General features: G+C 59.4%; 11 protein-coding genes and 1 pseudogene. 7 read left to right on the top strand and 5 right to left on the bottom strand.

The genetic code is table 11. The features are described from left to right. Positions 1-13: 13 nt before the first annotated feature. The 6 genes and pseudogenes from AO388_RS02835 to AO388_RS02810 all read left to right on the top strand — a co-directional run bounded on the left by AO388_RS02835 (position 14) and on the right by AO388_RS02810 (position 8,664). Positions 14-2,522, top strand: a pseudogene (locus AO388_RS02835) (glycosyltransferase family 2 protein). Between the two features lie 99 nt (positions 2,523-2,621). Next, positions 2,622-3,773 carry a succinyl-diaminopimelate desuccinylase gene (gene dapE, locus AO388_RS02830; RefSeq protein ID WP_003433402.1) on the top strand — a complete coding sequence of 384 codons (1,152 nt, stop codon included), beginning with the start codon at positions 2,622-2,624 and terminating at the stop codon, positions 3,771-3,773. Next, positions 3,773-4,582, top strand: coding sequence for a putative RNA methyltransferase (locus AO388_RS02825; RefSeq protein WP_003433405.1), 810 nt, complete (start codon positions 3,773-3,775; stop codon positions 4,580-4,582). Before dapE ends, AO388_RS02825 begins: the two co-directional genes overlap by 1 nt. Before the next feature lie 19 nt (positions 4,583-4,601). Then, positions 4,602-4,979 (top strand): hypothetical protein, encoded by a 378-nt coding sequence (locus AO388_RS02820; protein WP_046719794.1) that lies wholly within the window; start codon positions 4,602-4,604, stop codon positions 4,977-4,979. 177 nt (positions 4,980-5,156) lie between these two features. Next, entirely contained in the window at positions 5,157-7,658 is a 2,502-nt protein-coding gene (gene plsB, locus AO388_RS02815) for a glycerol-3-phosphate 1-O-acyltransferase PlsB (RefSeq protein WP_058398134.1), read from the top strand. A gap of 316 nt (positions 7,659-7,974) precedes the next feature. Continuing rightward, the gene (locus AO388_RS02810) at positions 7,975-8,664 is read left to right on the top strand and encodes a DUF4197 domain-containing protein (RefSeq protein ID WP_058416021.1); all 690 of its coding nucleotides are present in this window, start codon (positions 7,975-7,977) and stop codon (positions 8,662-8,664) included. A gap of 71 nt (positions 8,665-8,735) precedes the next feature. On the opposite strand, the gene AO388_RS02805 is transcribed toward AO388_RS02810, so the two are convergent. Continuing rightward, positions 8,736-9,545: a class I SAM-dependent methyltransferase gene (locus AO388_RS02805; protein WP_003364894.1), complete on the bottom strand. Its 810-nt coding sequence runs from the start codon at positions 9,543-9,545 to the stop codon at positions 8,736-8,738. Between the two features lie 96 nt (positions 9,546-9,641). On the opposite strand from AO388_RS02805, the gene AO388_RS02800 reads away from it, so the two are divergent. Further along, positions 9,642-10,265 carry a hypothetical protein gene (locus AO388_RS02800; RefSeq protein ID WP_003364895.1) on the top strand — a complete coding sequence of 208 codons (624 nt, stop codon included), beginning with the start codon at positions 9,642-9,644 and terminating at the stop codon, positions 10,263-10,265. A gap of 10 nt (positions 10,266-10,275) precedes the next feature. Here AO388_RS02800 and AO388_RS02795 read toward each other — a convergent pair whose 3' ends face one another. From AO388_RS02795 to tsaB, 4 genes are all read right to left on the bottom strand, one after another. Beyond that, positions 10,276-10,965: an extensin-like domain-containing protein gene (locus AO388_RS02795; protein WP_003364896.1), complete on the bottom strand. Its 690-nt coding sequence runs from the start codon at positions 10,963-10,965 to the stop codon at positions 10,276-10,278. A gap of 133 nt (positions 10,966-11,098) precedes the next feature. After that, on the bottom strand, positions 11,099-11,962 hold the full coding sequence (locus tag AO388_RS02790) for a DUF72 domain-containing protein (protein ID WP_032609524.1): 864 nt from the start codon (positions 11,960-11,962) through the stop codon (positions 11,099-11,101). Positions 11,963-11,964: 2 nt separating this feature from the next. Beyond that, positions 11,965-12,276, bottom strand: a complete 312-nt coding sequence (locus AO388_RS02785; RefSeq protein ID WP_003364898.1) for a hypothetical protein — start codon at positions 12,274-12,276, stop codon at positions 11,965-11,967. Positions 12,277-12,519: 243 nt separating this feature from the next. Beyond that, positions 12,520-13,194: a tRNA (adenosine(37)-N6)-threonylcarbamoyltransferase complex dimerization subunit type 1 TsaB gene (gene tsaB, locus AO388_RS02780; protein WP_003433409.1), complete on the bottom strand. Its 675-nt coding sequence runs from the start codon at positions 13,192-13,194 to the stop codon at positions 12,520-12,522. Positions 13,195-13,218: the final 24 nt, after the last annotated feature.

Genomic DNA, 13,218 nt, shown 5'->3' with positions numbered 1-13,218 from the left:
CGGCGCAACAAGCATGGAGCACATTGCAGACATGGATGAATATTCAAACAAGGCAGGCACGTGGCTGAAAAACCTGTTCAAAACCAGGTTCAACTATCCGCCCAACTGGCCTGCAATGATCTCTGGCGTGGCCTACGCCCCTTTTCGACCGGGCCAAAGCCCCTACAAACAGATTTTTCCGACGCGTGATCAGATAAGACCTGCTGCTACTTCGAAGCATTACACGGAATATAAGAACTTACTCGGTGGGAGGGACATTGATGCATATCCCCGAACTCGCCGAAGCACTTGGCATGAATGTCACGCTTGGCGTGTGGATAACAGAGGATGAAACGCACAATATCGAGGAAATAAATGCAGGGATCGAACTCGCCAACCGTTACTCCAGCGTGCAACGCCTGGTCTTGGGAAATGAAGTCCTGTTTCGTGATGATGTTCCGATCGACCTGCTTATTCTCTATCTGCAGACCGCACGACGCGCCGTCAATGTGCCTGTTTCGACCTCCGAGATATGGACACAATGGTACGAGACGCCGGAACTCGTCAGGCATGTCGACTTCATTGCCGCCCATATTTTGCCTTTCTGGGAAAGCGTTTCAGCGCTGGACGCGACCGCGATCACTCTGGCACACGCGAACGAACTGAGAACGAGATTCCCCGACACCCCCCTCATACTTTCCGAGATTGGCTGGCCGAGCAAGGCCATCGCCAAGAGGCGGATGACGACCTCTGACGCAGAGCACTCGATATACCTGCGCAACCAGATTCCATTACTGGATCAGCACGGCCATGACTATTTCGTGATAGAAGCCTTCGATCAGCACTGGAAGACTGAAGAAGGTCTGCCCGGGCCTAATTGGGGTTTGTTCGATGCAAAGCGCAGATTAAAACTGCACATCAACGGCCCGGTAAAAATGCCGGTCAACATGCTCTCGGAAATACTCAGGCTTATCACCCGCCTTAAACCGGAGTCGTGGCCTACAGGCGCCTTGATAATCGTGCTGGCTTATTGCGTATTGTCAGGGTTCGGCATGCACTACTCACAGCCACTGCCCGCCTGGCTCGCGCTGCCTGTCGCCTTTATCTGGGCTGCCAGCGTGCTGACTTACGTGGGTATCGAAACGCACGAATTCCTCGAAGCCTGCTGGGGACCGGACACCCCACGGTCTTTCCGCCCCGTCCATCGTCCTGTTGGTCCCGCCCCGAAAGTTTCCCTGCATGTTCCGTGCTGCAACGAACCTCCGGATATGGTGAAACGGACCCTCGACTCGCTGCAAAAGCTGGACTACCCGGACTTCGAGGTGCTGGTCATCGACAACAATACTCAGGACCCGGCCATCTGGAAGCCTATCGAGCGATACTGTCAGCAGCTCGGCCCTCGGTTCCAGTTTTTTCATGTCAGTCCACTTCCCGGATTCAAAGCGGGTGCACTTAACTATCTCCTGAGACATACCGCTGAAGACGCAGAAGTAGTGGCAGTCATCGACGCTGATTACTGCGTCCATCGACAGTGGCTCAAACATATGGTGCCCCACTTCACGGACCCGAAGGTTGCAGTCATTCAATCGCCGCAGGATTATCGCGACGGTCACGAAAGCCTGTTCAAGTATTGCTGTCAGGCCGAGTACCAAGGTTTTTTTAACATCGGCATGGTGATCCGTAACGATCACGATGCAATTATCCAGCACGGCACCATGACACTGATCCGCCGATCAGCACTGGACCGACTGGGCTGGGCGGAATGGTGTATATGCGAAGACGCCGAACTTGGCCTGCGTATGCTGGAAAGTGGTTTCTCCACGGGTTACGCCGCTATCAGCTATGGCAAAGGGCTGACTCCCGATACGTTCATGGACTTCAAGAAACAACGATATCGCTGGGCATATGGAGCTATGCAGATCGTCAAGCGGCACGCCGGAAGCCTGATTGCAGGAAACTGCGAGTCCCTGAGCGCGATGCAACGCTACCATTTCATCGCGGGGTGGATGCCGTGGGTGGCAGAAGGAATGAACTATCTGTTAACGCTGGCTGCGTTGGCCTGGTCGATGGCAATGATCCTTAAGCCCGAGACTTTCGGGCCGCTGCCATGGATATTTTCCACGTCGTTGATACTGATGTTTGCCCTGCGCTCGTTAAAGATGATTGTGCTCTACCGGCAGTTGGTCAGCACACATACCAAAGAGGCACTGGCGGCGATACTGGCCGGCATGGCGCTTTATCCGACCTTGGGCAAGGCAGTGCTGGCGGGGCTTTTCACCTCGGCAATGCCTTTCTACAGAACGCCCAAACATACCTCTGCAAACCGGATCGGACAAAACCTGCTCGATGTAAGGGAAGAACTGTCTACCTTGGCGATCTCCTGGATCGCGATTGTGCTTTTGCTCACAGGCAGGGCATCCATCGATACGAATTCCGGTTTCTGGATAACCATGCTGTTCGCACAATCACTCCCTTATCTGGCAGCCATTACCATGGCAATCCTGTCCGCTCGCGCAACTCGCCCCGCCCCATCCACAACCTGACCTATTCACAGCGCACGATAAACGACGGCCTCAGGTCGTCGTTTTGCTTTAAGATATCTGCCTTTTCGCGCCCAAAGTCTTGCTACCGGAGTTCTGTACATGACGGCCCCAGCCGACCTCTCGCCCACCCTCCAACTCGCCTGCGATCTGATCCGCCGTCCTTCAGTGACGCCGGTCGATGCCGATTGCCAGACCGTGATGATGCAGCGCCTGGGCGATGCCGGCTTCAAGCTGGAGCCAATGCGTATCGAAGACGTCGACAACTTCTGGGCCACCCACGGCACCACCGACGGCCCGGTGCTGTGTTTCGCCGGTCATACCGACGTGGTTCCGACCGGTCCGCTGCAGAACTGGCAGAACGACCCGTTCGATGCGTTGATCGACGAGCACGGCATGCTCTGCGGGCGCGGCGCGGCAGACATGAAAGGCAGTCTGGCGGCCATGCTGGTGGCGGCCGAGCGCTTTGTCGCCGATCATCCTGATCATAAGGGCTCGGTGGCATTTCTGATCACCAGCGACGAAGAAGGCCCGGCGCATCACGGCACCAAGGCTGTCGTAGAGCGCCTCGCGGCCCGTAACGAGCGTCTGGACTGGTGCATCGTCGGTGAGCCTTCGAGCACCACACTGGTCGGCGATGTGGTCAAGAACGGTCGACGCGGCTCGCTGGGGGCCACGCTGACGGTGCGCGGCAAGCAAGGCCATGTGGCTTACCCGCATCTGGCGAAGAACCCGATTCATCTGGCCGCGCCGGCCCTGGCCGAACTGGCCGCCGAGCACTGGGACCATGGCAACGATTTCTTCCCGCCGACCAGCTTCCAGATCTCCAACCTGAACGCTGGCACCGGCGCCACCAACGTCATCCCGGGCGATCTGGTGGCGGTCTTCAACTTCCGCTTTTCCACCGAATCTACCGTCGAAGGCTTGCAGCAGCGCGTTGCCGACATCCTCGACAAGCATGAACTGGACTGGCACGTGGACTGGGCATTGTCCGGCCTGCCATTCCTGACCGAGCCGGGCGCGTTGCTGGACGCCGTGTCCTCAAGCATCAAAAGCGTCACGGGCCGTGACACCAAAGCCTCGACCAGCGGCGGAACCTCCGATGGTCGCTTCATTGCCACACTCGGTACCCAAGTGGTCGAGCTGGGGCCGGTCAACGCGACGATCCACCAGGTCAACGAACGTATTCTGGCCAGCGATCTGGATGTGCTGACCGAGATCTACTACCAGACCCTGGTCAAGTTGCTCGCCTGATGCTGACCTGCCCGATCTGCTCAGCGCCGCTCAGCACTGCCGACAACGGCGTTGTGTGCCCGGCCAATCATCGCTTCGACCGCGCCCGTCAGGGTTATCTGAACCTGTTGCCGGTGCAGCACAAGAACAGCCGCGACCCTGGCGACAATCAGGCCATGGTCGAGGCGCGACGCGACTTTCTCAACGCCGGGCACTACGCTCCGGTAGCCCGACGTCTGGCTGAACTGGCCGCCGAGCGATCCCCCGCGCATTGGTTGGACATCGGCTGTGGCGAAGGTTATTACACCGCGCAGATTGCCGAAGCCTTGCCTCATGCCGATGGCTATGCGCTGGACATCTCCCGTGAAGCGGTCAAGCGCGCCTGCCGTCGTGACCCAACGCTGACCTGGATGGTCGCCAGCATGGCGCGTGTGCCACTTCCGGATGCCAGTTGCCAGTTTCTGGCCAGCGTGTTCAGCCCGCTGGACTGGCAGGAAGCCAAACGCCTGCTGACCCCAGGCGGCGGACTGATGCGGGTCGGCCCGACCAATGAGCATCTGATGGAGCTGCGTCAGCGGCTCTATGATGAAGTGCGCGATTATGCCGATGACAAGCACCTGTCGCTGGTGCCGCAAGGCATGCAGCTGCAACACAGCGAAACCCTGCGCTACACGCTGAAGCTGATCGACGGCCAGTCCCGCGCCGATCTGCTGGCCATGACACCGCACGGCTGGCGCGCCAGCGCCGAACGTCGGGCAGCGGTCATCGAGCAACCAGGACCTTTCAAGGTCACCGTTTCCATGCGCTACGATTATTTCGTGCTGCAATAAGCATTCAACAGAGGCCCCCATGCGCCAACCCGATATCGAGATTTACCTGAAAGACGAAGACGTCGATCACAAGGCCATCGCCCAATGGCTCGGCGACGCGCTGGGCTCCTGCAGCGAATGGAAGCAGAAAGGCCAGACCTGGAAATGCACAGCGGGCAGTGTGGCCGTCACCTGGCTGCCCAAAGCGGTCGGCAAATGGAACAGCCTGCACCTGGACAGCGATCAGACCCCGTGGGAAGACGACATCGCCTGCGCCCGCGCTGCATTCAAGGCCTTGAACGTTGAAGTACGTTGCGCCCCGGGCACCTGGGTTGAAGAAGAAAGCGACGAGACTGCCGATCGCTGGATACGCGTGAGTGCCGACGGCGAAGAAGAGATAACCTGGCGAACCTCGTAGGATTTTTCGCTGCGACGTTGCCGATGCGTGCCGTCGTGAGGTGAACCCGGCTCGGTGCGCGGTCATTCAGACTTGATCCGTTCAGCCGGCATACGGCGCTTTTGCCGATCGCTGCGGGATACGTCACACTGGCGCCCATCCAGGGCAATCGCCCGCCCCTCACTCAGCAGAAGCCGTATGACCCGTTCTCCATTCCGTCGTCTTGTGTTCGGCACCCTGCGCCGGTTGTTGTATCTCTGGGTTCGCTCGGAAACCATCAATCAATCGTCTTTCACGCTGAATCTGGACCGCAGTCGCCCGGTGTTCTATGCGCTGCAATCGCCGTCGATCAGCGATCTGGCAGTGATCGACACAGAATGCCGCAAGGCCGGTCTGCCTCGTCCGGTGCTGTCGGTGGCGGTCGGTAACCTGATTGAGCCCGCCGCATTCTTTTACCTGACCCCCTCCCCTGACTGGCTCGGTCGCCAGGACAAGCGCGGTGCGCCCCCGACGCTGGAGCGTGTGGTTGCAGCCATCAGCCAGAACCCCGGCGAAGACGCGCAGATCATCCCGGTCAGCGTGTTCTGGGGCCAGTCACCTGACCGCGAGTCCAGTGCCTGGAAGCTGCTGTTTGCCGACAGCTGGGCGGTGACCGGTCGCTTACGCCGTCTGGTCAGCATCCTGATTCTGGGCCGCAAGACCCGCGTGCAGTTTTCTGCGCCGATTCACATGCGCGAACTGGTGGGTGAAAACAAGGGTTACGAACTGACGCTGCGCATGACTCAACGTCTGCTGCGCGTGCATTTTCGCAACCTGAAAAGCGCCGTGATCGGCCCGGACGTTTCGCACCGGCGCACGGTGGTCAAGGGTCTGCTGGATGAGCCACTGGTCAAGCAGGCGATCATCGAAGAGGCCGAGCGTGAACACATCACCCAGGAAAAGGCGCGGGAACGGGCACTGAGCTACGGCAACGAGATCGCCTCGGACTACACCTATTCGGTGATCCGCTTCATGGAAGTGGTCCTCAGCTGGTTCTGGAACAAGATCTACGATGGCATCAAGGTCAGCCACATCGAAGGCGTTCAGGAAGTGGCGCCGGGACATGAGGTCATTTATGTACCTTGCCACCGCAGCCATATCGATTATCTGCTGCTGTCTTACCTGCTGTTTCGCAACGGCCTCACGCCGCCGCACATCGCCGCCGGCATCAACCTGAATATGCCTGTGGTCGGCAGCCTGCTGCGACGTGGCGGGGCATTTTTCATGCGCCGCACGTTCAAGGGCAACCCGCTGTATACGGCGGTGTTCACCGAGTACCTGCACACGCTGTTCATCAAGGGCTTTCCGGTCGAATACTTTGTCGAAGGCGGCCGTTCGCGCACCGGGCGCATGCTGCAACCGAAAACCGGCATGCTCGCCATCACCCTGCGCAGCTTCCTGCGCAACTCGCGGATGCCCATCGTCTTCATTCCGGTGTACATCGGCTACGAGCGTGTTCTGGAGGGCCGCACCTACCTGGGCGAGCTGCGCGGGGCAACCAAGAAGAAAGAGTCGATCTTCGATATCTTCAAAGTCATTGGCGCGCTGAAAAAGCGCTTCGGCCAGGTCTCGGTGAACTTCGGTGCGCCCATCAAACTGGCCGAGTTCCTTGATGGCGAGCAACCGGACTGGCGTGAACAGCAACTGGACCCGCAATTTCGCCCCGAATGGCTGAGCGAGACCACGCACCGCCTGGGTGAGCGTGTGGCCCAGCACCTGAACGAAGCCGCTGCCGTCAACCCGATGAACCTGGTTGCCGTGGCGTTACTGTCGACGCAAAGGCTGGCGCTGGACGATCAGGCCATGGAGCGGGTTCTCGACCTGTATCTGACCCTGCTACGCGCCGTTCCGTACTCCCCGCACACGACGCTGCCCGAAGGCGACGGCCGCTCGCTGATCGAGCATGTCAAAGGCATGGACCTGCTCGCCGAGCAAAAAGACGCGCTGGGCAAAATTCTGTACCTGAACGAGCAGAATGCGGTGTTGATGACCTACTACCGCAACAACGTTCTGCACATCTTCGCCCTGCCGTCGCTGCTGGCGAGCTTTTTCCAGAGCTCGTCGCGCATGACCCGCGATCAGATCCTGCGCTACACACGTGCGCTGTACCCGTTCCTCCAATCGGAGCTGTTCATTCGCTGGCCGCTGAACGAACTGGATGAGGTGGTCGATCAATGGCTCGCTGCGTTCGTGGAACAAGGTCTGTTGCGCTTCAAAAAGGACGCCTACGTGCGACCCGAGCCCAGCTCGCGCGAGTTCGTCTTGCTGACCCTGTTGTCACGCGCCATCGCCCAGACCCTGCAGCGCTTCTACATGGCGATCGCCTTGTTGCTCAACAGCGGGCAGAACACGCTGAGTCCCGAACAGCTCGAGGACCTGTGCACGGTCATGGCCCAGCGCCTGTCGATTCTGCACGGCCTCAATGCGCCGGAGTTTTTCGACAAGAGCCTGTTCCGGCACTTCATCCAGACCCTGCTGGACCTGGGCGTGCTGCGCAAGGACAGTGCCGGCAAGCTGAGCTATCACCCGATGCTGGGCGAACTGGCGGAAGGGGCGGCCAAGCGCGTATTGCCTGCCGAAATCCGTCTTTCGATACGGCAAGTGGCCTTGCACAGCAACGAAGAGGAGCAGGATGTGGGAACTGATCAAGGCGCAGCGTAGTGATTTTCCGTAATCTGGCAGGGATCTTTAGACGAGTGTTTTGTGCTGTCTGGACCCTGCTAGGTTTGGTTTGCACCAATGACTGGTGCCTATCAACTCAGGCAGCCTGCTGATCCGTTCAACACCGACTGCTCCCTTCAAAGGTGCGCCTCGGCGCGCCGTTGTCGTTTCACAAAGCTTCATCCCCTCGACATCGATTGACGTCCATCGCTACCGGGTGCAAGTGCCTGTCGCGACTTCCTGATACGCTTGCTCATGCACCGCACCACTATCGCCCCGGGTTCAGGTCAGAACCCACTTCAACAAGGACGCTCTCATGCTTCGTTTTTCGTTCTCCCTGGCCGGCCTGTGCGCTGGCCTTCTGCTGTCGGCCAACGTTTTCGCCATGTCGTTGAGCGACCTCTCGCAATCGGACGCAACCGGTGGACTCAAGGATGCCCTGACTCAGGGCGCACAGGTCGCCGTCAAACAGCTCGGCGTTCCCGGTGGTTTCAGCAAAAATGAAGAGGTGCGCATCGAGCTGCCGGGCAAACTCGGCCAGATCGCGAAGAAGATGAAAATGCTGGGCATGGGCACTCAGGTCGATCAGCTGGAAACCAGCATGAACCAGGCCGCCGAAGCCGCCGTGCCTCAAGCTCAGGCACTGCTTGTGGATGCAGTGAAGAAGATGAGCGTAACCGACGCCAAGGCCATTCTCAGCGGCGGCAAGGACTCGGCCACCCAGTACCTGAGCAGCACCAGCCGCGAGCAGATCCGCGCCAGGTTCCTGCCTATCGTCAAGAAGTCCACCGATCAGGTGGGTCTGGCCCAGAAGTACAATGCCTTTGCCGGCAAAGCGGCGGCGCTTGGTGCGCTTGACAGCAAAAGTGCCAACCTTGAAGGCTACGTGACCGAACAAGCGCTGAACGGGCTGTTCGAAATGATCGCCAAACAGGAAGAAAGCATCCGCGCCAACCCTGCTGCTGCCGCTACGGGCCTGGCGAAGAAGGTATTTGGCGCGCTTTGAGTATAAGGTCTGCGCCTGTATTCACGGGCGCCTCTGCGTTTGACTCGGGCCCGGGCCGTTGAGAATAGGCGCTATGCACCGCTTTCCTCTGCGGCTGCCTTGGGCTTCAAGGCCTTCTTCGGGTAAATGTCGTAGCGGCTGGATTTGCCGTCCAGCGCATAACCTGGCTTGAGGCCGTCGATGCAGGGGGCCTTGCGCGGGCGTTTGACCACCACGCGGTGGGTGGCAAGCGCCAGTGCTGCCTCAAGCAACGCAGGCGCGTCCATGTCATCACCGACCAATGGCCGGAACAGACGCATTTCCTTTTTCACCAGTGCGGTCTTTTCCCGGTGCGGAAACATCGGGTCCAGGTAGATCACCTGAGGCGGCTCCCCTGTCCAGGCACGGATGATATCGATCGAGTTGCCGGTCAACAGGCGCATCCGGGCGATGATAGAACCGACATCACGATCACCGCGCCCACGGGCCAGACCGTCTTCCAGCAATGCAGCGATGATCGGCTGACGCTCGATCAGACTCATGTCGCAACCGAGACTCGCGAGCACGAACGCATCCTTGCCAAGGCCTGCCGTTGCGTCCAGCACGCTGGGGCGAATGCCTGGCTGAATACCGACCGCTTTGGCAATCATCTGCCCGGTCCCACCACCGAACAGCCGCCGGTGAGCGACTGCGCCCTCGACAAAGTCGACACGTACAGCGCCCGGTGCATCATCGCCCAACTGCTGCAATTGCAGCCCGTCGTCAGTCAGTTGCAGTGCAAAATCAGCGTGCGCATCGCTCAACGGCAGGCCCAGGCGCTGCGCCCATTGCGCCGCCTGCTCCTGCTCGCCAACGGCCAGGGCTTCGACCCGGATACGACTGCCTGCTTGCTGCTCAATCATTGCGTCTACACACTCAAAAATTGTTAATGATCGGCAAAGTCTGCCGATAACCAAGTATCCGGCATTTTGCCAGACCCAAGGCCAGTACTGATCGCTATGTCAGAGATTGTTCAATCATCCATCGGCTATTTGTCGCACTCAGGCGACTTTAGCGTACGCAACAGCCGCACACTGGGTGGTGTGACACAGCTGTGGTCGGATGCATTTGCCCGGGCGATGGCGGATCAGGTCAGTGAAAGCGCTTCAGTACCCGTACACCCGACGGCTGTTGAGGTGGATGTAGAAACAGGCGAGCCGGTCGCTGGCGCCAAAACCCTGAGCAAGATCGTCGAGCAACGCACCTGCCCGGTCACCGATACAGAGGTCAAGCCTCCAGAGCCGCTGTTCCTGCCGATTGCCGAGTTTGACCTTGATCTGCTGCCTCCGCCTGCAGAGCCGTTCAGCATGGCTGAAATGATCGAACAGCAACGCCATCTGGAGTTCGAGAGCCACTGGGTACGCCCTACCGTTCTGAACCCTTATGACGATAGCGTCAAACCAGGCCCAGGCCCGCAGCCACGCCCGCTGCATCTGCCGATTGCCGAATTCGAATGGGAACTGGCCGACAAGCCTGCCCAACCTCTGGATGAGCAGACCATCGCCGCCCAACAGCGCCAGTTCGACTACGAGAACGGCTGGGCACGTCCGCTGATCCTGCAGAACCTGCGCATGGCGGCATAAGCCCGAACACTTACCTGCACACCGACCAGCGCCCCATGTCGACGTGAAAATGATCGCGATGCGTAGCGTTGTACTCAGGCCCGAGCACCGTGCTGAAGTTTTTGCAGGCACCGTCACGTAACAGCCTCAGAAAACGCCCCTTTTCCCCCTCGTCGCCCCAATCCTTGAGAACAACGATGCGCTGACCGTCTGCCAGGCGAAAACCTGCCATGTCCAGCGCATTGGCCGTGGCGTGCTGGCTGAGCCGAGCATTGGCGCGGTTGTAGATGTTGCGGCAGGCAAAGCTGCCCAAATGATCGATCCGCGCTACCCGCTGGCCGAAAACAGCCTGGGCGGCGGGTTGCAAGGTGTGAATATCAAACAGCGCATAGGCGACCGCCAACGGGCAACTGGCCAGAAAGCTGCTGCTCAGCGCCACGTCGCCACCCTGAATGCGCAGGGTATTTTCCAGGGGGCAACGGGCAGAAGGATCACTGTCGGCCTGGCGACTGAAACGCAACCCTGACGAACTCAGCACCTGATCGCACAGCGCGGGATCATTTTGCAGTCGCGACAGCTTGTAAGACGTCAGAAAGTTGGGCTCGGCCCGCACATCCAACGGCGCCCACGGGTTCCAGCGCTCGGGTACATCGACCCAGCCGCGCCAGACGGCGAACGCCCCCATTGCACAGAGCAGCAGGAATACCAGCAGCACGCGCATGCTTAACCCTTGACCCGCGCAACGGGTGCGAATCGAACAGAAAATCTGTGAACAGGAACAAAACAGCGCAGTTGCGAATCCATAAGCGGGCTCTCCACAAGGTCGGACTCTGTCAGCCCACACCTGGAAGACCTCAGAGCAAGCCCAACTGTTCCACCTGAGGCCCGCGATCCAGTTCGAACAATGCCGGCAGGCCAGGCAATCGCGCCATCAGTTGCTGATGAAAGCGCATGGCCTGTTCGGCAGCCCTGATGTTGTCCGGGGTGTGCAGGAAGACATAAGGCGTGCGCCCCTCTTCGATCCACACGGCGACCTTTTCCACCCACTGCACCAAAAACTGATCATTGGCCTCCAGGTCAGGACCGCCGATGAAACGGACCTGAGGAAACAGGGTCAGCGCGGCCGGACGAGGTGGCACCTTGGGTTTTTTCGATTGGGCGTGCAGGACTGCGGGATCGCTTGAGACGCAGCTGAACAACGCGCGGGAATCGAGACAGATGCGCTCGACGCCTCGGTCCAGCAACAGGCGATTGAGCATGCGCTCTTCATCACCTTTCAGGAAAAACGCCATATTGCGCACTTCTACGGCAAGCGGCACGTTGAGTTCGTCGAGAAAGCCGGCCAGCTCGGCCAGACGCTGCGGCGTGAAGCTGGCGGGCAACTGCAGCCAGAACGGCGCGATCCGCCCGCCCAGAGGCGCAAGTAACCGGATGAATTCCTCAGCGGCGCCGACCTGCTCACGAAGGTCGCCGTTATGACTGATGTCTTTATGGAATTTGGCGGTGAAACGAAAATCGTCGGGCATCGTTTCTGCCCAGCGCTGCACCGTGGTGGCGGCGGGACGGGCGTAGAAAGTGGTGTTGCCTTCGACAGCGTTGAATACCTGAGTGTAAAGATTCAGGAAATCATTGGGGCGGGCATCTTCTGGATACAGCGAATCGCGCCAGGCGTTTTCACTCCATGACGGACAACCAACGTAGTAAGGCAGACGGGACACAATCAAACGTGCAGATCGAGCCCCGATACTTCAAGGTCCCAATCGACAAAACTGGCAGTGGCCATATAACTGGCCAGCGCGTGGGCGACACGAGAGCTCATGGAGCGCGGAAAAATGATGTCTTGCGGACGCGCAGGCACGTTGGCAGTGCTGCCAATCGGTGAATCACCCGTTTCACGGCGAGCGCGCGCTGGGGGCGGCGGCAACTCGGCATCAACTACGACTTCCTCAAAAGACCCTTCGACGGTCGAAGGCGTTTTCTGCGGCTTTCGCTTGATGGGATACGAGCGTGATGAGGTTCCGTCTATGCGCATCGATTATGTACTCGGCGTCGATAGTAGCAATTTAGCGTTACCGCCTTGTAGTTCGCAAATTGCGTAACGATAACTAGACCACATATCTTGCAACTTGTTATCGCCAAATGAGATTAAAGACCATTCAGACGATAAACGGTAGATGGCAAACTGATATTTTTAAATACTGGCTGCGCGGTTGGCGAGTATTGAAAGACATCTGCATGGAATGCGGCAGGCTGTTGTGCAAGCCCCGCCCTTCCGTCAACGCGCCTTCGGCGTAGCCACCTTGTCACGCAGGTAAACCGGCTGAGCGTCATCCGCAGGCAGGGCTTCGCCGCGGTGCCAGGCAAAGGTTGCCAGCGTCAACAGATCCTGCGCGTGCGGCAGCATGGCTGCATCATGGCCTGTCAGACTGAGCGGAATACGCTCTGCATAGCCCCAGCCCGTACCGGCGCCAAACCACTGCCCGCTGGCGTGCGCAGGCAGCGCGGCCAATTCGGGCGCCATCACCGCCTCTTCGCCCAACAGGCGCATTTCCCCGGCGGCCTCGTGATAGCAACCCCAGTACACCTCGTCCATGCGCGCATCGATAGCCGATGCCACCTGCGACACGCCGTGTTCGCGCAAGGCGCGCTGCGCCAGCACGGCGAGGTTCGACACGGGCAGCACCGGACGCTCAAGGGCGAATGCCAGGCCTTGCACGACGCCGATGGCAATACGCACGCCGGTAAACGCGCCGGGACCGCGCCCGAAAGCGATGGCGTCCAGCGCCGACATGGCAATGCCCGCCTCGGCCATCAGGCTTTTGATCATGGGCAGCAGCCGCTGGGCATGCAGGCGCGGGATCACCTCGTAGTGGCTCAGCACCTTGCCGTCATGCAGCAAAGCGACCGAGCAGGCTTCAGTGGCGGTGTCCAGGGCCAGCAAGGTGGTCATCGGTGTTTCCGTCGTGGTCAATGT

It is taken from the genome of Pseudomonas sp. ICMP 10191 (assembly GCF_001467335.1).
Classification (GTDB): Bacteria; Pseudomonadota; Gammaproteobacteria; order Pseudomonadales; family Pseudomonadaceae; genus Aquipseudomonas; species Aquipseudomonas cerasi.
Note: the sequence above shows the minus strand (reverse complement) of the source record. Positions and strands in the feature narration are given on the sequence as shown.

Coding starts and splice junctions, on each gene's coding strand:
- AO388_RS02825 (WP_003433405.1), top strand. CDS start 3,773: ATGCTGACCTGCCCGATCTGCTCAGCGCCGCTCAGCACTGCCGACAAC.
- plsB (WP_058398134.1), top strand. CDS start 5,157: ATGACCCGTTCTCCATTCCGTCGTCTTGTGTTCGGCACCCTGCGCCGG.
- AO388_RS02795 (WP_003364896.1), bottom strand. CDS start 10,965: ATGCGCGTGCTGCTGGTATTCCTGCTGCTCTGTGCAATGGGGGCGTTC.
- AO388_RS02810 (WP_058416021.1), top strand. CDS start 7,975: ATGCTTCGTTTTTCGTTCTCCCTGGCCGGCCTGTGCGCTGGCCTTCTG.
- dapE (WP_003433402.1), top strand. CDS start 2,622: ATGACGGCCCCAGCCGACCTCTCGCCCACCCTCCAACTCGCCTGCGAT.
- AO388_RS02805 (WP_003364894.1), bottom strand. CDS start 9,545: ATGATTGAGCAGCAAGCAGGCAGTCGTATCCGGGTCGAAGCCCTGGCC.
- tsaB (WP_003433409.1), bottom strand. CDS start 13,194: ATGACCACCTTGCTGGCCCTGGACACCGCCACTGAAGCCTGCTCGGTC.
- AO388_RS02785 (WP_003364898.1), bottom strand. CDS start 12,276: ATGCGCATAGACGGAACCTCATCACGCTCGTATCCCATCAAGCGAAAG.
- AO388_RS02820 (WP_046719794.1), top strand. CDS start 4,602: ATGCGCCAACCCGATATCGAGATTTACCTGAAAGACGAAGACGTCGAT.
- AO388_RS02800 (WP_003364895.1), top strand. CDS start 9,642: ATGTCAGAGATTGTTCAATCATCCATCGGCTATTTGTCGCACTCAGGC.